Annotated in this window: 24 protein-coding genes; 9 read left to right on the forward strand and 15 right to left on the reverse strand. The window is 36.8% G+C overall.

Annotation, left to right across the window (positions count from 1 at the left end; genetic code table 11):
* Window positions 1–238: 238 nt before the first annotated feature.
* Both AC1RJ8_RS03170 and AC1RJ8_RS03175 read left to right on the forward strand, forming a co-directional pair.
* Window positions 239–742, forward strand: a complete 504-nt coding sequence (locus AC1RJ8_RS03170; protein WP_492952496.1) for a hypothetical protein — start codon at window positions 239–241, stop codon at window positions 740–742.
* A 279-nt stretch (window positions 743–1,021) separates the two neighbouring features.
* Window positions 1,022–1,213, forward strand: a complete 192-nt coding sequence (locus AC1RJ8_RS03175; protein WP_010599638.1) for a cold-shock protein — start codon at window positions 1,022–1,024, stop codon at window positions 1,211–1,213.
* An 88-nt stretch (window positions 1,214–1,301) separates the two neighbouring features.
* Here AC1RJ8_RS03175 and AC1RJ8_RS03180 read toward each other — a convergent pair whose 3' ends face one another.
* Entirely contained in the window at window positions 1,302–2,423 is a 1,122-nt protein-coding gene (locus AC1RJ8_RS03180; protein ID WP_492952497.1) for a TlpA family protein disulfide reductase, read from the reverse strand.
* Window positions 2,424–2,648: 225 nt separating this feature from the next.
* Between AC1RJ8_RS03180 and AC1RJ8_RS03185 the strand changes: the two genes are divergently transcribed.
* The 4 genes from AC1RJ8_RS03185 to AC1RJ8_RS03200 all read left to right on the forward strand — a co-directional run bounded on the left by AC1RJ8_RS03185 (window position 2,649) and on the right by AC1RJ8_RS03200 (window position 6,795).
* On the forward strand, window positions 2,649–3,056 hold the full coding sequence (locus AC1RJ8_RS03185) for a GxxExxY protein (protein ID WP_492952498.1): 408 nt from the start codon (window positions 2,649–2,651) through the stop codon (window positions 3,054–3,056).
* A gap of 205 nt (window positions 3,057–3,261) precedes the next feature.
* A complete protein-coding gene (locus AC1RJ8_RS03190) occupies window positions 3,262–3,942 on the forward strand; it encodes a succinate dehydrogenase cytochrome b subunit (RefSeq protein ID WP_057931500.1) in 681 nt (226 codons plus the stop codon).
* A 17-nt stretch (window positions 3,943–3,959) separates the two neighbouring features.
* On the forward strand, window positions 3,960–5,939 hold the full coding sequence (locus AC1RJ8_RS03195; protein ID WP_138819581.1) for a fumarate reductase/succinate dehydrogenase flavoprotein subunit: 1,980 nt from the start codon (window positions 3,960–3,962) through the stop codon (window positions 5,937–5,939).
* A gap of 85 nt (window positions 5,940–6,024) precedes the next feature.
* A complete protein-coding gene (locus AC1RJ8_RS03200) occupies window positions 6,025–6,795 on the forward strand; it encodes a succinate dehydrogenase/fumarate reductase iron-sulfur subunit (RefSeq protein ID WP_029278232.1) in 771 nt (256 codons plus the stop codon).
* A 495-nt stretch (window positions 6,796–7,290) separates the two neighbouring features.
* On the opposite strand, the gene AC1RJ8_RS03205 is transcribed toward AC1RJ8_RS03200, so the two are convergent.
* From AC1RJ8_RS03205 to AC1RJ8_RS03240, 8 genes are all read right to left on the reverse strand, one after another.
* Window positions 7,291–7,689 (reverse strand): energy transducer TonB, encoded by a 399-nt coding sequence (locus AC1RJ8_RS03205; RefSeq protein ID WP_492952499.1) that lies wholly within the window; start codon window positions 7,687–7,689, stop codon window positions 7,291–7,293.
* 26 nt (window positions 7,690–7,715) lie between these two features.
* Entirely contained in the window at window positions 7,716–8,351 is a 636-nt protein-coding gene (locus tag AC1RJ8_RS03210) for a TonB-dependent receptor plug domain-containing protein (protein WP_492952500.1), read from the reverse strand.
* Window positions 8,352–8,356: 5 nt separating this feature from the next.
* Window positions 8,357–10,336 (reverse strand): TonB family protein, encoded by a 1,980-nt coding sequence (locus tag AC1RJ8_RS03215; RefSeq protein ID WP_492952501.1) that lies wholly within the window; start codon window positions 10,334–10,336, stop codon window positions 8,357–8,359.
* On the reverse strand, window positions 10,333–10,710 hold the full coding sequence (locus tag AC1RJ8_RS03220) for a BlaI/MecI/CopY family transcriptional regulator (protein ID WP_025143307.1): 378 nt from the start codon (window positions 10,708–10,710) through the stop codon (window positions 10,333–10,335). The genes AC1RJ8_RS03215 and AC1RJ8_RS03220 overlap by 4 nt, the downstream gene beginning before the upstream one ends.
* Window positions 10,711–10,925: 215 nt before the next feature.
* The gene (locus tag AC1RJ8_RS03225; RefSeq protein WP_492952502.1) at window positions 10,926–11,567 is read right to left on the reverse strand and encodes a response regulator transcription factor; all 642 of its coding nucleotides are present in this window, start codon (window positions 11,565–11,567) and stop codon (window positions 10,926–10,928) included.
* Between the two features lie 4 nt (window positions 11,568–11,571).
* A complete protein-coding gene (locus tag AC1RJ8_RS03230) occupies window positions 11,572–12,225 on the reverse strand; it encodes a sensor histidine kinase (RefSeq protein WP_492952503.1) in 654 nt (217 codons plus the stop codon).
* Window positions 12,226–12,329: 104 nt separating this feature from the next.
* A complete protein-coding gene (locus AC1RJ8_RS03235; protein ID WP_492952504.1) occupies window positions 12,330–12,977 on the reverse strand; it encodes a hypothetical protein in 648 nt (215 codons plus the stop codon).
* A 3-nt stretch (window positions 12,978–12,980) separates the two neighbouring features.
* The gene (locus tag AC1RJ8_RS03240; protein WP_492952505.1) at window positions 12,981–13,349 is read right to left on the reverse strand and encodes a hypothetical protein; all 369 of its coding nucleotides are present in this window, start codon (window positions 13,347–13,349) and stop codon (window positions 12,981–12,983) included.
* 292 nt (window positions 13,350–13,641) lie between these two features.
* Here AC1RJ8_RS03240 and AC1RJ8_RS03245 point away from each other — a divergent pair, with 292 nt between their 5' ends.
* Window positions 13,642–13,872, forward strand: a complete 231-nt coding sequence (locus AC1RJ8_RS03245) for a response regulator transcription factor (RefSeq protein WP_057931491.1) — start codon at window positions 13,642–13,644, stop codon at window positions 13,870–13,872.
* 100 nt (window positions 13,873–13,972) lie between these two features.
* Here AC1RJ8_RS03245 and AC1RJ8_RS03250 read toward each other — a convergent pair whose 3' ends face one another.
* The 4 genes from AC1RJ8_RS03250 to AC1RJ8_RS03265 all read right to left on the reverse strand — a co-directional run bounded on the left by AC1RJ8_RS03250 (window position 13,973) and on the right by AC1RJ8_RS03265 (window position 17,631).
* On the reverse strand, window positions 13,973–15,541 hold the full coding sequence (locus AC1RJ8_RS03250; protein WP_492952506.1) for a M28 family metallopeptidase: 1,569 nt from the start codon (window positions 15,539–15,541) through the stop codon (window positions 13,973–13,975).
* A 119-nt stretch (window positions 15,542–15,660) separates the two neighbouring features.
* Window positions 15,661–16,458: an ABC transporter permease gene (locus tag AC1RJ8_RS03255; protein ID WP_492952507.1), complete on the reverse strand. Its 798-nt coding sequence runs from the start codon at window positions 16,456–16,458 to the stop codon at window positions 15,661–15,663.
* A 1-nt stretch (window position 16,459) separates the two neighbouring features.
* Entirely contained in the window at window positions 16,460–17,368 is a 909-nt protein-coding gene (locus AC1RJ8_RS03260) for an ABC transporter ATP-binding protein (protein WP_492952508.1), read from the reverse strand.
* A 5-nt stretch (window positions 17,369–17,373) separates the two neighbouring features.
* Window positions 17,374–17,631 carry a hypothetical protein gene (locus AC1RJ8_RS03265; protein WP_492952509.1) on the reverse strand — a complete coding sequence of 86 codons (258 nt, stop codon included), beginning with the start codon at window positions 17,629–17,631 and terminating at the stop codon, window positions 17,374–17,376.
* Window positions 17,632–17,893: 262 nt separating this feature from the next.
* On the opposite strand from AC1RJ8_RS03265, the gene AC1RJ8_RS03270 reads away from it, so the two are divergent.
* The gene (locus AC1RJ8_RS03270) at window positions 17,894–18,925 is read left to right on the forward strand and encodes a sensor histidine kinase (RefSeq protein ID WP_492952510.1); all 1,032 of its coding nucleotides are present in this window, start codon (window positions 17,894–17,896) and stop codon (window positions 18,923–18,925) included.
* A gap of 53 nt (window positions 18,926–18,978) precedes the next feature.
* Window positions 18,979–19,728, forward strand: coding sequence for a LytR/AlgR family response regulator transcription factor (locus AC1RJ8_RS03275; protein ID WP_029276707.1), 750 nt, complete (start codon window positions 18,979–18,981; stop codon window positions 19,726–19,728).
* Between the two features lie 137 nt (window positions 19,729–19,865).
* Here AC1RJ8_RS03275 and AC1RJ8_RS03280 read toward each other — a convergent pair whose 3' ends face one another.
* Together AC1RJ8_RS03280 and tnpA are read right to left on the reverse strand one after the other, a co-directional pair.
* On the reverse strand, window positions 19,866–20,624 hold the full coding sequence (locus AC1RJ8_RS03280; protein ID WP_492952511.1) for a lysophospholipid acyltransferase family protein: 759 nt from the start codon (window positions 20,622–20,624) through the stop codon (window positions 19,866–19,868).
* A gap of 36 nt (window positions 20,625–20,660) precedes the next feature.
* A complete protein-coding gene (gene tnpA / locus AC1RJ8_RS03285) occupies window positions 20,661–21,122 on the reverse strand; it encodes an IS200/IS605 family transposase (RefSeq protein ID WP_492952512.1) in 462 nt (153 codons plus the stop codon).
* Between the last annotated feature and the right edge of the window lie 175 nt (window positions 21,123–21,297).

Below are 21,297 nucleotides of genomic sequence, written 5' to 3' on the forward strand. Positions count from 1 at the left end.
TAAACTGTTTTAGAAAAAATGAAATTGGCAACTGGTTCTAGGAAATCTCGGAATGTTAAAATATCTTAAATAACGGGCTGTTCGTTCAAATCTTCGTACTCAAACCAATATTCATCCGTTTTTCATAATCAAGAACTAGTTTCGCTATTTACCGATTGATAATCAGCGTTTACCGATACGCTATAAATTAATTTTTTTTATTGTCCCATATTTGAATCAGCAACCAAAACCGAATATTATGGCTTTAGCTAGCATTAACCTCAGCGTAAAACAATATTTCAATTTCATGTGCAGAACGGATTTTGAAAGACGGATATTTCACGATACTTACAAAGAATTTCAAAAAAGATCAAAAATATACAGCTTAGATCAGCACCTACATACCTTTGCTCAGATGCAGCAAGCCAGCGAAAAGGCAAATGCGTTACACCAAAAACTTCAATACGCCGTAATAAACAGCATTGCTGCCTTAGAACATAAAATACCTGTTTTAAGCGATTTAGAAGGTCATCCAATTCTTTTCGATTGGACCGAATTACATATTTATGCTTCAGATCTGTTAAATAAAGCAGCGCATGTGGTATCGATCACCTATACCAGCCCCAAATTAATTTTACACGAAATCATTGGTGATTTGTTAATCTTAAGCTATGATGGTAAAGAACAAGAAACATTGGTAGTGAAAATTACCGAAAATCTAATCGTAAATTATGAGCAGCGCGAAAGCCTCGTTTATAGCTAAATTTAAATCCCGGATAGCCAGTATCAATTACGATAGCAATTATACATTGAGTTGATCTTAGCTTTTCGGGTAGAAAAGTGGAGGCAAAGGCCTGTTTTGAACATGCCTTATTGATAAAACCGGGCAATATATCGGGTAAAGATGAATTAAATCGGGGCGCTAAATGGGGCTTAAAGCGCAAATTATCAATATATTTAGCAATTATTTACATAATAAAAAATAAAAAATTGATTTATAGGGATTTAACTCTATCTTTGAAACAAATTAAAATACAATATAATGCAACAAGGAACAGTAAAATTTTTTAATGAAACTAAAGGTTTCGGATTTATCACTCCATCTAATGGCGATGCCGAAATTTTTGTTCATGCTTCAGGCTTAATCGATAACATTCGCGAGAATGATACCGTAAACTACGATGTAGAAGAAGGTAGAAAAGGCCTAAACGCGGTAAATGTTAAAGTAGCTTAAGAAAACTCGAACACATAAATCGTAAAAAGTCCCGATGCAAATCGGGACTTTTTTTGTGGAATCAACTTTTGATTGTCAACCGTCACATTTACCTACCAGCCAAATTTTTGCTGATCTCATCGTCAACAAAATCTAAAGAAAGATCGTTGTTGGTTAATACAGTACCGTTTTTATTCACTAAAAAGAAGTAAGTAACATTATAATTGCTCAGATTTTTTGCATTGGGCGATTTCGCTCCCTGAAGATCTGAATATTGTGGCCAGGTTAGGTGGTCATCCTTGATTACATTCACCCACCAGTCTCTTTTTTTATCGAACGATACCCCGATAAATTCTACGTCTTTATTTTTATACTTTTCGTAGAGTTTAACTAATACCTGGTTATTTTTTCTGCTTTTACCGCTATAAGAAGTCCAGCATATAATCAAGTTTACCTTTTTAAGTATACCTTGGTCGAACTTTTTTCCATCTGGATTTTCTCCTTCAATATTAGGCATTTTACTTCCCGCCATCATCTGGTTAGCTTGTTTAAGCTCTTCTAAAAGTTTTTTACCCTTTTTGCTTTCCTGAACTTCTTTATCTAAACTGTTAAAAATGGATAAATAATTTTTGGGTTCCGAATCTGCCCTGCCCAGTTGTTCCAATAAAAAGAGCGTGTGTGCAGAACCGGGATACTTTTTGGCAAAGGCCTTTATGATATCCAATTGGAGCAGGATTTTTTTCTCCCTCCAGCGGTCTGCTTCTTTGGCGCGTTCCATAATATTGGCCCTTGTGGCTTGGTCCAATTCCATTTCAACAATATCCAAACTGTCGAGCAGGTTTTTACTCATGTTGTCTTTTAGTTTATAGAAGTCTATAAACTGTTCGCCTTCCTTGCTTGGAACGCTTTTTAAAGGATATGAATTGATGTTTTTTCCATCAAGAACGCCTTTGAAACTGCCTTTATCAAGATAGAAGTAATATTCTCCCGTGTGATTACCGTCTTCAGTTCTTAAAGTGGCATAGCCTTTTATTGGGATATTGATTTTAAAAGTCTGGCTGCTGTTGGTAATGTTTTCAACTTTCAGTTTTTCGCCATTTTCAGCACTTTGAATGGTAATTACGGCATTTGGGCCAAAGTTTTTGGTTTCGAGATTAAAGGTAGCAGGAGCTGGATCGCAAGCAGATAAAATACCTGCCAATAAAGTAAGTAAATAGAGCTGTTTTTTCATGTTAATAATTTGATAGAGCAATATAACGAAAAACTTAGTTGTTCTTTTGATAAAAATAAGCTCATCTTCAATTTTTTTATCATTAAGAAATTAAGTTAGTTAAGAAGAAAATGTTATTTTAGTTATGGGTAAATAGTTTCTTAATGATTCAATTATCTAATCATCCCCTAATCAGTGTGCTTAATTAATATTTAGCGTACATCGTTCATTTTAATTACTTAGGGAATGACTAAAAAAGAGGTTACACAATTATCCTATGAAATAACAGGATTAGCAATTAAAGTTCATAAAGTTTTAGGACCAGGCTTATTAGAAAGTATATATGAACGTTGCTTAAAATATGAGTTGGAAAAAAATGGATATGCTGTTTCGCAACAGTTAACATTATCGGTTGTGTATGATGATTTGCCAATAGATTTAGATTTACGCACGGATTTATTTGTTAATAATTGTGTAGTAATAGAAATAAAAGCAATCTCAAATATTCTACCTGTTCATCAGGCACAATTATTAACCTATATGAAACTTCTTAATGCTCCTCAAGGATTATTGATCAATTTTTTCACGGATAACATTACCAAAAGTATTGTTCCTTTGGTTAATGAGTACTTTAAAATCTTGCCCGATAGATAAGATTCTTAGCCCTTAATGATCTTCATTTCTTAATGGTAAAAAAACTTATGAAACCACAAATAATCCCATAATGTTTCAATTATTTCCGAATATGCTTTAGAATGTTTCTAAATAAATGTTTTATCGTTGTTTTGTCATATTCGTTTATAAATTAAACTCATAATTAGATACTTTTGCAAGAAATTTAGATATAAATCCTAATCAAATGAGTGGTTTCGGAAATGCATTTTCTTCTTCAATAGGGAAGAAATTCATCATGGGTATTACAGGTTTGTTCCTGATACTTTTTTTAATTGTACACTGCGGTATTAATGCTTTAATTTTTATTAGCGATGGTGGTTTAACATTTAACGTAGGCGCACATTTTATGGCCACTAACTGGATTATCCGGGCTGGCGAGATTGTGTTGTTTATTGGTTTGCTTGCGCACATTTTTCAGGCGTTACGTTTAACGTTGCAAAATCAAAAAGCACGCCCGGTTAAATATGCCGTAAACGATGGTAAGGCAAACAGTAAATGGTACAGCCGTTCAATGGGCTTGCTGGGTACGCTTTTACTGATCTTCCTGGTAGTTCACCTGAAAGATTTTTGGGTAGTTTCCCGTTTTACAGGAATCCCAACAGTGGATGCCAACGGACATGAAGATCTTTATGCAGTAATGAAAGAGAAATTTCAGGATCCTGTAAGGGTTGCCGTATATATTTTGGCTATGTTTTCTTTATGCTACCACCTATTGCACGGTTTTGCTTCAGCATTCCAAACATTAGGATGGAACCACTCAAAATATAACGGTATAATTAAAGGAGCTGGCGTTTGGTATTCGGTTATTATTTCGATCCTTTTCGCAGCCATGCCGATTGCAGTTTATTTCGGTCTTATTCAATAATTTTTAGCACAAAAGATATGTCAGATATTAATTCAAATATTCCAGAAGGCGAATTAACCAGCAAATGGACAAAATATAAGTCTTCTGTGCCTTTGGTTAACCCATCGAACAAAAGAACTATTGAAGTAATCATTGTAGGTTCTGGGTTAGCAGGTGCTTCGGCAGCAGCTACTTTGGCTGAGATGGGTTACAAGGTAAAATGTTTCTGCTTCCAGGATTCGCCGCGTAGAGCACACTCAATTGCTGCTCAGGGTGGTATCAATGCAGCAAAAAACTATCAGAATGATGGTGATAGCGTTTATCGACTTTTTTACGATACGATTAAAGGTGGCGATTATCGTGCCCGCGAAGCCAATGTGCATCGTTTGGCCGAAGTAAGTGCCAACATTATAGATCAGTGTGTGGCTCAGGGTGTGCCTTTGGCACGTGAGTACGGTGGTTTGTTAGATAACCGTTCATTCGGTGGTACACAGGTACAACGTACTTTTTATGCAGCTGGTCAAACTGGTCAACAGTTATTATTAGGTGCATATTCTGCTTTGGAGCGCCAGATTGGTATGGGTAAAGTAGAAATGTATACCCGCCATGAAATGCTTGAGGTTGTTAAAATCGATGGCAAAGCACGTGGTATTATTGCACGTAACTTAATTACAGGAGAAATCGAGCGTCATTTCGGCCATGCCGTGGTATTAGGAACAGGTGGTTACGGTAACGTATTCTATCTTTCTACCAATGCAATGGGAAGTAATGTTACTGCTGCCTGGAAAGCGCACAAACAAGGTGCTTATTTTGCAAACCCATGTTACACGCAGATCCACCCAACCTGTATCCCGGTTTCTGGTGATCACCAATCTAAATTAACCCTAATGTCTGAGTCGTTACGTAACGATGGACGTATCTGGGTTCCTAAAAAGAAAGATGATAACCGTAAAGCTTCAGAAATTCCTGAAGATGAAAGAGATTATTATTTAGAGCGCCGTTACCCTGCTTTCGGTAACTTAGTTCCTCGTGATGTGGCCTCCCGTGCTGCGAAAGAGCGTTGTGATGCAGGTTATGGAGTAGGTGCTTCTAAATTAGCAGTATACTTGGATTTTAAAGCCAATACAGAACGTTACGGAAAAATCGAAGCTGCTAAAGCGGGTAACCACAATCCTGACAAAGAAACCTGTATGCGCTTAGGTACTGCAGTAATTAAGGAAAAATATGGTAACCTATTCGATATGTATGCGCAGATTACCGGTGAAAATCCTTACGAAACACCAATGCGTATCTATCCTGCGGTTCACTACACCATGGGTGGTTTATGGGTTGATTATAACTTAATGACATCGGTACCTGGTTTATACTGTACTGGTGAGGCTAACTTCTCAGATCACGGTGCCAACCGTTTAGGTGCATCTGCTTTGATGCAAGGTTTAGCTGATGGTTATTTCGTTCTTCCTTACACCATTGGTGCTTATTTATCGAAAGAGATTTCGGTAAAAGCAATCCCTACTGATCACCCTGCCTTTGTAGAGGCTGAAGAAAGAGCAGTTGGTATTTTAAATACGCTGATCAATATTAAAGGAACCAAATCGGTAGATCATTTCCACAAACGTTTAGGCCACATTATGTGGGAGAAATGTGGTATGGCCCGTAACGAAAAAGGTTTAAACGAAGCAATTCAGGAAATCAGGGCTTTACGTGCTGAATTCTGGAGTGATGTTCGTGTGCCTGGAACAGCTGATGAGTTAAACACCGAATTGGAAAAAGCTGGCCGTGTTGCCGATTTTATTGAGCTGGGCGAGTTGATGTGTATTGATGCGTTAAACCGTAACGAAAGTTGTGGTGGTCACTTCCGTGAAGAGTATCAGACAGAAGAAGGAGAAGCACTACGTGATGATGAGAATTATGCTTACGTAGCCGCTTGGGAATTTAAAGAAGGTGTAAACTTCGAGCTTCACAAAGAAGAGCTGAAGTTTGAAAATATTAAAGTAGCACAAAGAAGTTATAAATAGTAGCAAGACGTAAGTATCAAGTATCAAGACTTGAATTAAATCTTGATACTTGGTTCTCGTTACTTGATACTTAAATCTCAATATCATGAGTACAGGAAATATGAACTTAACGCTAAAAGTTTGGCGTCAAAAAAATAACAATGCCAAAGGTGCTTTGGTAGATTATAAATTGGCCGATATTTCACCGGATATGTCTTTTTTGGAGATGTTCGATGTATTAAACGAACAATTAATTAATAAAGGCGAAGAGCCGGTGGTATTCGATCACGATTGCCGTGAAGGAATCTGCGGAATGTGCTCGATGTTTATCAACGGACGTCCGCACGGACCAAAGGATTTGGTTACTACCTGCCAGTTGCACATGCGTTCTTTCAAAGATGGCGATACTATTGTTGTTGAGCCTTGGAGAGCGGCTGCTTTCCCGGTAGTAAAGGATTTAACTGTAGATCGTTCTGCATTCGATAGAGTTATTGCTGCCGGTGGCTTTATTTCGGTAAATACAGGTAATGCGCAAGATGCGAACAACCTGCCAATCCCTAAAATGCAGGCAGATGCTGCTTTCGAAGCTGCAGCTTGTATTGGTTGCGGTGCTTGTGTGGCAACCTGTAAAAATGCTTCAGCAATGTTATTCGTATCAGCTAAGATCTCTCAGTTGGCATTGTTACCACAAGGGCAGCCAGAGCGTTACCGCAGGGTGCAGAGCATGGTCGCGCAAATGGATGCTGAAGGTTTTGGTAACTGTACCAATACAGGTGCTTGCGAAGCCGAATGCCCTAAAGGAATTTCTTTAGAAAACATTGCTCGCATGAACCGTGATTTTGCATCTGCAAAATTTATTTCAGAAGAAACTGTTTAAAAAATATACTGTGCGCCCAGCTTAACCGCAGGGTTCTTGAGCCTCCACAACGTGGAGGCTTTTTAGTTTTAAAGCAAACTAAAAACTGATCATAAAATAGATAAAAATAGCTGTTGAAAGGCACATTAGTAGTCTAATACTGGTTAATAGACCAGGAATAAATAGTGAATTAAATTTTAATGATTTGTTAGCAAGCAAACGACTAAAACAGATACACATTTAACATTTTCCCGTTGTTGTGAAAACATATGAAACTTTAGAATTTAAAACCGAAACCTTGCACAACAAAGTGAGGTCGAAATAAAAGTTTGCGAAAGTTGTAATAATCTTATGTTTGCATATTAAAATTTTGCGTATTTAGAAATTTTATTCTGTAATATTTGCATATACATTAAAATTTTTCTAAATTTAGTCTTCCGAGACAGGAGAGAAAACATAAAACCCCGGCAATTTTGCTGGGGTTTTGTGTGTTTAAGCCAATTGCCAATTTCGGATCTATTTCATAGTGAAATTAACATTGATGTTGTACTTCACACGAACAGGTCTTCCATTTAACAGTCCAGGATTCCATCTTGGCGATTTGTTCAATACCCTAAGGGCTTCTTTATCCGTTTCTGGTGTTAGGCTTCTGGTAATCTGAACATCGGTTAAAGCGCCATTTTTTTCGACTACAAAAGAAGCAAATACTTTTCCCTGTGTGCTGTTTTTCTTAGCTACTTCGGGGTACTTAATCTCACGACCTAAGAATTCATAAAATTTAGTAATTCCACCAGGATAATCGGGTGTCTTTTCTAGGGAGGTAAAATCATAAACTTTGTCTGGATTGTCTTGTGCTTTTACTTTATTTAAGCACATAGCGATGCCCATTAGGGCTAAAAAGATTAGCTTTCTCATTGTTTTTTTATTAAAATGTTGGTTATTTAGTTTTTCTTAGGCGTTTCTTTTGGTTTTTTTGTGGTAATAATCACTACTCCATTTTTGCCCTTATCACCATGTAAAGTTATTGCAGATGAATCTTTAAGCACTTCTATTGATTCAATAGAATTCTGATTCAGGTTTTTTATTTCTGAAACTTCTTTCCCGTCCACAACATAAAGCGGCTCTGCCTTGAGGTCAAAATCTCGGTTCAATAGATTTCTTAAGATTATAGATGTACTGGGGTTAGGTACATTTGGTCGCACACTAAATCCTGATACTTTTCCTTTTAACTTGGTACCGTCAATTTTTATTGGAGCAGTTTTAATATCAGAATTGCTTAAAGAACCATTTTTGGTTTTAACTTCTATTACCCCCGCAAAACCATCAGCGCCATATCGCGCCGTTGCTAAACTATCTTTTAGGATGCTTACAGACTCAATGTTATTGGGATCAACCTCGCTAAGTGATGATGTGCCTCTTATATACTGTTTATTACCATCTATTATAATTAAGGGCTCAGTACCAAGGGCAGGTACACCTCTAAGTATTATTTTTGTTGTTTTTGTGCTATCTGCCTTTTGAGCAAAACCAACTAAACTAAAACCCATCATTAGGGTAAAGGCGATTATATTTTTCATTTTGGCTAGAATTTTCTTTTAAGGTCGAAAAAATTAGAAGTTCTGTCGATAGTAAGTTCTTTAGCATCGAGCGGCCTAAAAGCACTGGCTTTTGAACTTTTACTTGTAATTAGAATTGCACCAGCTTTCGCCCTCGGTCCATAAAGACTAACAGCAGCCTGATCTTTTAAAACTTCGATAGATTCAATGTTGTTTGGATTTATATCATTTAATTGACTGTTTTCATCAAGTTTAACGCCATCTAATATGATAAGACCGTTAAAATTGATATCGTTTCTAAGTCTTATGCCCGTTGGAGTTTGTGCTAGTGTTTTAGGAGGATCTGTATTAAGTGTGAAATTAACATTGATGTTGTATTTTACCCTAACGGCCAAGCCATTCTGGATGCCTGGGTTCCATTTTGGTGATTCTTTAATAACCCTCATCGCTTCTTCATCGGTACCACTTCCTAAACCCCGTGTAATCTGGACATCTGTTAAAGAGCCATCTTTTTCAACAACAAAGCTGAGAAAAACTTTACCCTGAACATTATTTTCCTGTGCCATTTTTGGATACCTGATGCTGCCACCCAGGTATTTATAAAACTTGCTTATACCGCCCGGAAATTCTGGTTGTTTCTCAATTGAAACGAAATCATACACTTTATCTGTATGCTCAGATTTAACAGCGCTGCTTTCTGTTTCAGCGGTTTTAGGAAGATAAGATATGATGTTAATCTTGTTCAGATTTACATATCCATCCGATTTAGGCAATAATTTATTCTTAAACGCTTCTGAAGATTCTGGGATTTTAAAACTTACTGTTAAAGCATATTTGCCATCTGCCACCGTTTTAAATCCTTTATACGATAAAATTGCTTTCATCACTTCTTCATCGCAACCTGCTCCTAACTCTACATTCGATGTAATATTGGTAACCCTGCCGCCTTTTAGGTTAAATTTGATCTGCGCATTACCCTGTACCTCATCGCTGCTCGCTGTGCCTGGGTATTTAATATTTCTTAACAAAAACTGATAAAATCCTTTCCAGTTTGCATCTGTTTTGCCATCAACTGAAATTTTAGGTGCTACGGTTATCTTCTCGGGTGTTGTAACCATGTTCTCAACAATCTCAATCGGCTTCTCTAAAGGGATTTGATCGGTAATGGATAACAACTTCTCATTTTTGCGGACAGTAGCCGACGAAAACACAATTAGAAGGGCAAATAAGGGGATAAAAATTCCATACTTCATAATAGCGATCTTTTTAGACCGCTCTTTATGAAGCATGAAAATTCTTTTTTTGATCAATGATTTTTCTAAAAAGCCATTTGTTAAGGCATTTGGCGAAATGCCAAACGACTTACTTAGCAATAACATGGCATATTCCGCTTTATCACCCTGAAATTCAGCAGCAAGTTCATCAGCTAAAAACTCGTGGATGTTTTTAATTGCTTTTTTATAAAGATAAATCACCGGGTTTAACCAGGTAATAATCCCTATAATTTCGAAAAATAAAATATCTACGGTATGCCATTGTTTAATATGTGCTTCTTCATGAATATCAATCACATCCATTTGTGGCAATTCCCGATCAATTACTTTTTTGCCAAAAAAAGAGAAAGCCGTGCCAGCCTTGCTGATTGAAATGAGTTTTTTAACCGCTAATAGGTTAAATACCAATCTACCTAAGAAAAACAAAATACCTGCGCAATAGATATAAACGAATGCATTGCCCCAGTTAAAACCGGTATTGCGCTCCGTTACAATCGTTGCCTGTGCTAATACGGCTTCCCAGTTAACTGAAGTATAAACCTGTTGTGCCGCTTTCTGCTCCGTTAGCCATTCTAAACGGATAAATGGTATAGATAACGACAAAACGCCCGCAGCTACTAAGTAAATGCGGTTTAAAGTGAAGTAGGTCTCCTTATCTAACAGTAATTTGTAAAAACCGAAAAAAACAATTAAGTATAAGTTCACCTGTAATAGGTAGTGGGCAAAACTCATTTTGGCTTATGTTTAATTTTATTAATCATTTTTAAAATTTCATCAACGTCGCTTAAATCCAGTTTCTCTTCTTTAACGAAGAAAGAGAACATACTCTCTACCGAATTTTCGAAGTAATTGCCCAGCAATTTTTCTGTTGCGTGGCGTTTATATTCTTCCCTGCTCACTAAAGGATGGTACTGATGTGCTTTACCAAACGCTTCGTGACCAATAAAACCTTTGGTTTCTAAAATTCTAATAATGGTTGATACGGTATTGTACGCAGGTTTAGGGAGGGGTAGCTCATCAATAACTTCTTTGACGAATGCTTTTTCCAATTGCCATAAAACCTGCATAATCTGTTCTTCGGCTTTGGTTAAATCTTTAATTTCCATAATAGTTAATAATAATAAGGATGATAGCAAATTAATTGCCTTAACTAAAGTTAAAACTAATTAGTTAGTTATCCAAATTTTATTAAATAAATTATTAGAAAAATTAATGAGAATGACTTTTTGCGCCCTTTTAAGGTTTTACTTTAAGAAAAATATTAAATCTAGCTATTAATTTTATGTAAATCAGCTGATTGTATTCTAGTTATGGATGAGGACTATATCGTAATCAGGTTGTTTTTGATGCCATACACCACTAATCCGGTGCGAGATTTAATATTCAGCTTCGCAAAAAGGGATTCCCGGTAGTTATCTACTGTGCGTGGACTAACATTCATGAGATCTGCAATTTCCTTATAAGTAAGTTCGGTACTGCAATATTGTAAAAATGTAAGTTCTCTTGCGGAGAATACTGGTTTTTGATCGCTATCTTTTAGCGCCACCAAAAGCCTGCCCGATACCAGCTCATTTACATAGAAACCTTTATCTACTATTACTTTAATTGCTGTTAGCAGATCTGACGGGGTTGATTCTTTAAGCATATAGCCTCCGGCACCGGCTTTAAGCATCCCGATAATTGCTTTTTCATCTTCGAGCATACTTAATGCCAGCACATGTACATTCGGATGATTGGTTTTAACCCATTTAGTTGCTGCAAAGCCGTCCATTACCGGCATATTAATGTCCATTAGTACCAGTTGAACGTGTTGGTGGTTGTCTATTTTAGACTGGAGATCTAATCCGTTTACAGCCTCAAACGTGACATTTATTTCGTCAAATTCTTCCAATAGGCTGGCCAATCCGGAACGGAAAAGCGTGTGGTCATCAACAATAGCGATAGAGATACTTTGGTCTTGCATACAATTAAGGGTATGGCACTTCTATTGAAATGGAAGTGCCTTCGCCTGGAGTCGAATTTAATATTAATTTTCCATTGATCATCTCAATTCTTTTATAAATAGAATTTAAGCCCATTCCCGATTTTTTTGATTTAGTTTCTTCAGGGTTAAAACCAATCCCATTTTCGGCAACCCTTAAATGTAAAATACTGTTTGTCAGGTGCGAATCGATTTGAATACAGGTTGCCTGAGCATGTTTTATAATATTATTAATGATTTCCTGCAATAAACGAAGAAGGATTAAATCTTTATTTGGCGATGTAATTTGCAGATTGATTAACTGGTTATTGATTTTTAATTCGTAAGAACCGGCTTTATTTAACCAGTTAATTTCCTGATCAATGGCGTGGCCAATGCCATTTTCTACCAGTTGTTCGCCATGCAATAGTTTTGCCAGTTCCCTTAATTCTTTAATGGATTTGTTAACAAGTGCTAATGAATTATCGATTTTCTTTTTGGCCTTTTCTCCATCGTTTAAATTTACAGAGTTTAAGGTGAGTGTGGTAAGACTGAGCAACTGGCCAACATTATCATGTAATTCTGTGGCTATACTCTGCATCGTTTGATCTTGTACTTCAACGCGGGTTTGAAGCATTTCGGACTCAAATTTTTGCTGCATATTCTGTTTTTCTAATACATGATTCTTTTTGTGCCGGTTGTACGATCTAATGTATAAAATCAAAAACACAGGTACAAGCAGGAATACCAACGTCGAGATAGCGACTAAGATTGCAATTTTTGTTGTTTCATTCTGCATATAAAGGAATATAACCAAAAGCTATATAAAATAAGGTTTAATACGATATAAATACAATATCTTAAAGTAACATGACCTATAATCTTAACGGTAAACAATCCATCAAAGATGTTCGACATGGTGCTACCGAAGTAATAAAATAGAACGCCTGTTACCCACCAAAACTCGGGGTGAGTTTTGATCTCGATAAAGTTTTCATCTTTTAATAGCAAGTAATAATAATAGAGGCAATAAAGTGTGAAAACGACTGACATTACAGTAATTGTAATCGTGTTTAAATCAGCAAAGGGATGGTTGATGAAAAAGCTAAAATACATCGGGTATACAATACCCGCACCTATAATAAATATAGGTTTGGGATTGGTATACTCTTTTAAGCAGTGGTAAAGACCATATAATATTGTGCTGATTTCAAAAAATATAAAAATATTAAAGAGCCATAAATTGTGTATGCCTCTAATAGCCATATAAGCAGCAACCTCTTCAGTAATTAATGCAATGGCTAAATAGCAGGTAATCACTTTCCCAAATGCATGCTTGTCTTTCCATATTATGGTAATGGCTGCTATTAGGCAAATAAGCTCTGCTATAAATATGGGAGATAAGTACCTCATTGTTTATAAACTCGTTCCCTCACAAAAATCTGGGCAGCCCTGGCCTCTGTTTCCAATATCATCAGGATTATCCTCATGTTCGTCGTCGTTGCTTTCGCATGCAGTTGTAGGTACCAATAATAAAGTGTTTTTACCTACGTACCCACTTTTTACGCCTTCAGGTAAAACATCGGTATATTGCGCAAAATAAAGCCTTAAGCCATCATATTTTCCTTCGCTCATTGATTTTGCAATTTCTAATATCTGTTCTGCCGGAAACCATACTGCTTTGGTGAAAGATTTTGGAAATTTTCTTGCCTCTACGGCATAGGCATCAACCATGGCCTGCGCAACCTTCTTATCGATAGGTTCCGAATTTAATTTTTGACTCATAAATTTATTGTTTGATTTTTTCTAAAAATCGATAATAATAAGGGTTTCGGCAAGAGCTATTTGTAATTAAAATACCGTAAAAATACCCTTCTATTTAGGGCGTTTTGCGCTAACGCGGAATTGCGCGGTACCACTACTTTTGGTATACAATAACAGCTGAATAATTTGCGGTTATGACATATTAATGCCGTCTACCCCCAGAAAAACAATTATTTTGAACTTATTCAAAAAAAAAGTCTATTTGATGTGAAGATTGATATAGAAAACATTTAACCATTTAATTCTTTCAAAAATGATAAACAATATCCTGCTACGGGAAAATCACAGTTCGATCAGCGAAAGGGAAGTTGAAATTGTACACCTGTTATCAATGGGTTACAACAGTAAAGAAATTGGCGAAATGCTTTTTATCAGCGAGCATACCGTTAATACGCACCGAAGAAATATGGTAAGAAAGCTCGATCTTAAAAATTCTTATCAATTAATTGTTTGGGCCTTTAAAGAAAGAATATTATCCTTATAAGGGTTAAAATACGCATAACCTCTCATTCTAAACAGCAAAGCCTGCTATTTGATACTAAAGTCAAATCAGCAGGCTTGTGTTTATGCGTTGTATTTTGTGTTTAGGGCCTTGCGGGTTGTGGAGCAGGCAGTTCTTTTCTTGGAATCTGTGCTTCGCGCTGCGAAGTATTGTAAACAAAAGAAGCAATAATGGTTGCTGCCTGTTTTAAATCATCCTCAACAAGTCTATCATAAGTATCCATATTGCTATGGTGGGTACGGGTATTGTAATCGGCAGGATCCTGAATAAACTGGAAACCTGGTATGCCTACGGCATCAAATGCCTGGTGGTCGGTACCACCTGTATTATTAATGGTGATGGTAGTTGCACCAAGATCGTTAAAAGGTGTTAACCAGCTTTGGAAAATCGGACCAGCCGCTGCATTGCCCTGTAAATATACACCGCGGATTTTCCCTGTTCCATTATCGAGGTTGTAATAAGCTGATATTTTTTTCTGATCTGGCGTTAATACCATTGTTTTCGGATCGCCGAAATGTTTTGCTACATAACCTCTTGATCCAAATAAACCTTGCTCTTCCGAGCTCCAAAGTGCAATACGGATGGTGCGCTTCGGTTTAAAATCTATCGCTTTTAAAATACGCATGGCTTCCATCATTACGGTAGAACCTGCTGCATTATCTGTAGCGCCCGTTGCCGCATGCCACGAATCGAAGTGCCCACCAATCATTACCACTTCATCTTTTAGTTTTTTATCGGTTCCGGGTATTTCGGCAATTACGTTATATCCCTGAGGATCCTGATCATAAAAAGAGGTTTTGATATCGGCTTCAATTTCTACAGGCTTGCCAGCACGTAAAAGACGCAGTATATGTAAGAAATCTTCTGCTGCAACTTCAAGTTCAGGCGATACTGGTTTTGCATCTAAAGCATAAGAAGCCCCGTTGCTGGTAAAAAAAGTTCCCTGTCCTCCACGGGCATAAGTTAAAATTAAACCAACTTTTTCCTCTACCAGCATGGCGCTCATTGCCGCACGGATTTCACGCATTTTCATCATTTGCGCCATTCTATCAGCCATTGGTCCGCCGGCAGGGCGTTGTCTTGGACCTGCAGTTTGTGGTTTTGCTGCGGCCATTTGTGCCAGGGTAGTATCGGCATAGCGCAGAAAATCGGGCTTAACGCCACTTGTTAGCGGGGTACCCTGATCCATCATAATGATTTTTCCGGCTAATTTGCCTTTATATTTTGCTAAATCGGCAACACTATCAGCCTTGATTAAAATGACCTGCGATTTGATTGGGCCATTTGTACCAGGTGTCCATGCTTTAGGAGAGGCAATGATGGCATGGTAGTAAGGAAGGGTGGTGGCAGCATAGTATTTATCAATCTGCCAGCCTTTACCGAAAGTTCCCCAGGCTTCAAGGTGTACATTTTTTAATCCCCAATCTGTAAGTTGCTTCACAGCCCAATCCTGTGCTTTTTTTAATCCTGGAGAGTTTGATAAACGGGGACCGCTTACATCTGTTAAATTAAAAGCAATATCCATTGCCTTCGAATTTTCTAAACCTTCCTTTTTTATTTTTTGTACTACAGCTGCATCAGGGGTATCTTGTGCAAAAACTGAAAAGCACAGGCCAAAGGCCATTGCTGTGATTGTAAATTTTTTGATCATTTTATGAATAATTTGGTGGTTGATTTTGATCTAAAATACACTTTAAACCACTTCAAATTATTATCCAATGAGATTTTTACATGAGCACATTCTTAGGGCCTGAAATTTACAGATTGAAACTACTTTATGCTCTTTTTGGTTACGATAAAGTAGCCAATAATGAAAAGAACCAAAGCATAAATCAAGCTTGTCCATATTTCCTGCGTAAAAACCGGAAAATCCAGCGGATCGCCTCCTTTTTTTACCTTGGTCATCTTTAAAGATAAGGCAGGTAATGAATAAGGGATCAGGTAAGCATATTTCCAACCCACATTTGCGGTAATAATGCCCATAATGGTGCCAATAAAGCCAATGCCCATTGGCTTAAGAAAATCGCTCCATAGCAAACTTAATATAAACTGTAGCGATAAAATGCCTAAAGATGATAAGAATAATTTGCCGTAAGAGTTAACTAGGATATTTAGCGGGTTGTATTGATTAAAATTAAGCTTAGGCAACAATACCTGTAATAAATGGCCAAAGGCATAGGTAAGTGTAGCAAATAAAAATAAGCATATAAATATTAACAGGACCGCATACAGATATTTTGCAGCATAAATCGAAAATTTATTTAAGGGTTGCGCAAATAACATTTTCCAGGTATCGTTCTTGTGTTCGATATTATTGACCGAAAAGGCCATGAATATAACATAGAAGGGCATTATCAAAAATCCCATTACGCCGAGTGCTGCACCGCTGTAATGTGCCCATAATATTATTGGAGGATAGTGGTTGCCGATGATTTTCTCTGCGTCGGAATAAAAACCAAAGCTGATTAATCCGCATATAATAACTGGTAATAATATAGCTGCCCAGAAGGCTAAGGTTTTTCTGGATTTGTAAAATTCTGATATTAAAGAAATATAAAGAGCGTGCATGTTAGTTTGTTTTGGTAATATCAAGGAATAAATTTTCGAGATCTTTTCGTTGTTGATAAAGACTGCTTACCGTGAAACCATTTTGGATAAGGAATGTATTTAGTTCTCCACTTTTTTGTGGGGAAGTATAGGGTATGGTAATTACCTTATCGGTTTTTGTGGCAATTTCATAACCCGACTTGGTTAAAAGGGAACTTGCATTTTCGATATTGTCGACTTCGATTTCGAGCATTGGTTTGCTTAGTAAATGAAGTTCGTTAATTGTACCCTGAAATAATAATTGACCTTTGTTTATAATGCCCACATGGGTGGCTGTTCTTTCTATTTCTGCCAATAAGTGGCTTGAAACCAATATTGTTTTTTGGTGTTTTGTGGCTAAATCGATCATGAGGTTCCTGACCTCAATAATGCCATTTGGATCTAAACCATTTGTAGGCTCATCCAACAGGAGTAATTCGGGATCTGAAATTAGTGCCTGCGCAATGCCCAGCCGTTGTTTCATGCCTAATGAATATTTACTGGCTTTTTTATTTGCGGCATCTGCCAAACCTACTAGCGACAGCATTTCATCAGCTTTGGCTTTTTTTATGCCTAACAGAATACAGCGGTTAATAAGGTTTTCTTTTCCGGTTAAATGCCCATAAATGGCTGGCTGTTCTACTAAAGCGCCAATGCGTTTAAGGGTAGCAATGCGATTACTGTTTATTTCTTTACCGAATATAAAAACCTGATCAGAAGGCGATTTGAGCAGGTTAAGCAAGATTTTTATGGTGGTTGTTTTTCCAGCCCCGTTTGGGCCTAAGAAGCCATAAATACTACCCTTGGGTACTTGTAGTGAGAGATCTTTTACAATAATCTGGTTGCCGAAGTTAAAGTTTAAACCTACTGTTTCGATAGCGTAATTACCCATTGTTTCTATTTGAAAATGGCAGTTACTTGTTTTACAACGGAACCAGATGTTTTTGTAGGTTTTACAACTATTTCTGCATCATTCTGACTGGTGCTAACCGTAAGTGTTAAAATAATCATCATAAATACAGGTAATAATAAAAGTAAAAATGGTGATGTGTTTGCTAACTTTTTCATGATCGATAGTTTTATTTGAGAGGCTGTGAAGTTATCATCAGCCATTACTGTTTGATTGTTTAAGTTGATTGCTGATGATGTTTTCATTTTGTTTTCGTTTTGATGATTCAAAGAAACTCAAGAAAAACAAGCTGCTAAAATCTATTATACCAAGTGTTCAAGATTCTAGATCAACAGACATTTTTGGCGTTTGTCGATAAAATTTGCCTATTGGGCCGTTGGTAGAAAAAAAATGCCTGTTGGTAGATTGTGTTCGGTTTAAATTGAAAGTTTATTTACTTTGGATGCATGAAGCTATTACGTGTTATTTTAACTTGTACCAGCTTTAAGAATATTTAATGAATAACCAATGAAACAAAGCAGGGGTCCTTTAATTTTACATACTATATACTGGGGATTGATCTTTATGTTCCTGATTGCCATGTCTGTATTCAGGGAAGGTAGCGCAACAATGAAAGATTATTTTTTATCTTTTGGTGTAATCGGTATTATCAACGTTTCTCTTTTTTATATCAATTATATTTTCTTAATACCTGAATTGATAAAGAGACAGAAAAAATACTGGATTTACTTCCTTTCATTCTTCTTGTTGCTTATTGCAGGTACGTTTTTGAAAACGGTGTTAGCGGTTCTTAACCCCGAAGAACTGTTGACTTATAGAACTGAAAAAGAGGTGCACAATTTTTCTGTGAATAGCTTTGCCTTGAATGCGGCCTTTTTCTCTGGTTTTTTCCTGATCAGCAGTTGTATTATTAAATTTATTATTGATTGGTTTTCTAACGAGCGTATCCAACGTAACCTAGAAAGCGAACGCCGCGAAATGGAACTTCAGTTTTTAAAATCGCAGCTAAACCCACATTTTCTTTTCAATTCGCTCAATAACATTTATTCACTGGCCTATCAAAAATCGGATAAAACTGCCGATGCCATTATGAAGCTTTCGGAAATTATGCGTTACATGATTTATGAGAGCAATACACCAACAGTAGCATTAAGCAAAGAAGTAGACTATTTAACCAGTTATATCGAACTGCAAAAAATAAGGTTTAAAGATGGCGCCTATATAGAACTTACCTTAAACGGCGAAATTGACAATCAAAAAATTGTTCCTTTAATGTTGATTTCGTTTGTAGAAAATGCATTTAAACATGGCGTAGTAACCGATCCGGCCGAACCGGTAAAAATTAATATCATTGCCAACCAGAAGATTTTGCATTTTAGCGTGGTGAATAAAAAGAACCAACAGAATAAAGATGCGCAGGGAGGGGTTGGTTTAACCAATGTAGAACGACGGTTACAATTGGTTTACCCTGATAGATATAAATTAAATGTTGTAAATTCGGCTACTCATTACACCTGTGAACTGATGATTGATATATAATCCGATAACCAAACATAAACCGGATAAATCATTAATTAAAATAATAACCTAAAATGAACTTAAACTGTATTGTTGTTGATGATGAGCCTTTAGCGCTTGATATTTTACAGGATTATATTTCGAAAGTGCCTTTTTTAACCATGGTTAAAAGGTGCGAAAACCCTATCGAAGCTTTGCAGATTGTTCAGGGCGGAGGGATTGATCTTGTGTTTTTAGATATTCAGATGCCTGAGCTGACCGGAATCCAGTTTTTAAAAATCGCTGGCAATAAATGCCACTACATATTAACTACTGCTTACCCACAGTATGCTTTAGAAAGTTACGACCTAAATGTTTCGGATTATTTGTTAAAGCCAATCGCATTCGACCGTTTTTATAAAGCCGTGGAAAAAGTACATAATCAGGTAAAACCTGTTGAAGCCCCTGCAAGTGTAGCACAGCCTATCGTTACACCTGCACCGTTTTCTGGTTCAGCAAATCCTGTGCAAGATTATATTTTCGTTAAAACAGAACATAAGATTCAAAAAATTTATCTGCATAATATTTTATTCATCGAAGGTTTAAAAGATTACATTTCGATCTTTACGAAAGATGAGCGTGTAATTACGCTACAGAGTATGAAGAAGATGGAAGAAGCTTTACCTCAAGGTCAGTTTATCAGGGTGCACAAATCTTATATTGTGGCTGTTGATAAAATTGAAAGTATAGAGCGCAGCCGCATTACCATCAATCAGAAGATTATCCCTGTTGGCGATACCTACCGTGATGAATTTTTCAGGGTGATCGGAAATAAGAACATTTAGGGCGTTGGTGCTAAGTGCTAAACCAGTTCAAACAATTAACTTTTTAATTGCCACCGAAGCACAAAAACCACGAAATGATCATGCCGCGATTGTCATCCTGAGCGGAGTCGAAGGATCTTTAAAGGGATTAATAAAAATTATAATACAGCAGGCTGTGCCACTGGTTGACCTAAAACTTTTCTGATTTCGTTTTCTGCTTCTAGCGTAATATCATTCGGCGTTTTTACGCCTGGTTCTATTGGTTTTAAGACCGTCCATTTTAGCGCATTGCCAGTAGTTAACGGGAACATGCCAAAGCGAACAATTTTCCACGAATTTTCTATGGCTACCGGAACAACCAAGGCATTAGGAACTACCTTTAATATGGTTGCAATACCTCCAAATTGAAATGTTTTCAACTGACCATCTTTCGCCCGGGTTCCCTCCGGGAAAATAACAGTGCTCCAATTGTTTTCTTTCATCCTACGACCAAGTTTGATGATTTCGGAAATGGCCTGTTTGTTATCTTTTCGGTTAATGTTTGCCCCACCGCCTAAACGCAGGTTAATGGATATGGATGGAATACCTTTGGTAAGCTCAATTTTAGAGATAAATTTTGCGCTGTGTTTTCTTAAAAACCAAATTAACGAAGGGATATCGTACATGCTCTGGTGGTTCGCAGCAAAAATAATTGGTCTATCTGTCGGTAAATCGTATTCATTCTTAAAACTGATTGAATTGAATAGAAAGATCTGGCAGTAGGTTAGGAAAAAATTAAGGATATCTACCGAAACCTTATGCGCCTTATAGCCAAAAAGCTTAAAGCAAATCCATTGAATAGGGTGGAAGATACAAAGTGTTAATCCAAAGAAAATATAAAAAATAGGGCTTAAAATATATCCGAAAAGCTTGCTCATCTGGGTGATTGAATAGTTGGCAAAGATAATAATAAATTATTCTGGTTCTTTGAAGATGTATCTTTCTTCGTATTCAATCTCAAACGTTTTCAAGAAACTGGTGTACTCCTCTAAAAAGCTCTTCTTTTTATGGTGCTGTTCCTGGTTTTGGATGTATTGAATAACTTGTTGAATATGGCTTTTTGAATAAGAGAATGCGCCATAACCTTCTTGCCAGGCAAATTTAACTTTACAAAATCTCTGATCGTTAATCCATTTTGAACTTTCTGTTTTTACATTCTGGATCAGGCTGGAAATGGATTGGTGCGGCCGCATACCAATAAAGATGTGAATATGATCCGGCATACAATTGATCTGGATCATTTTATGGTTATTTGACTGAAATATCCCTGTGATATATTTCAAAAGCCTTTCCTTCCAATCTTTATGAATTAATGAGGCCCGAAATTTAACGGCAAAAACAAACTGAATGTGTAATTGGGTATAGGTATTCGGCATAGCGTTCTAAATTTAAATCATAATCAAACGTTCCTACGGAACGAAAATTGCCATCTGCAATTTCTACCGAGGAAATGTCCATACTGGACATTAATAATTTTTAGGATGATTTAATATTTAGGGATTGCACTAGCAATTTAAAACAAATGACGCTATAGAACAAGTGCTGATGCAA

Source organism: Pedobacter sp. GW822-FHT03F06 (assembly GCF_058801365.1).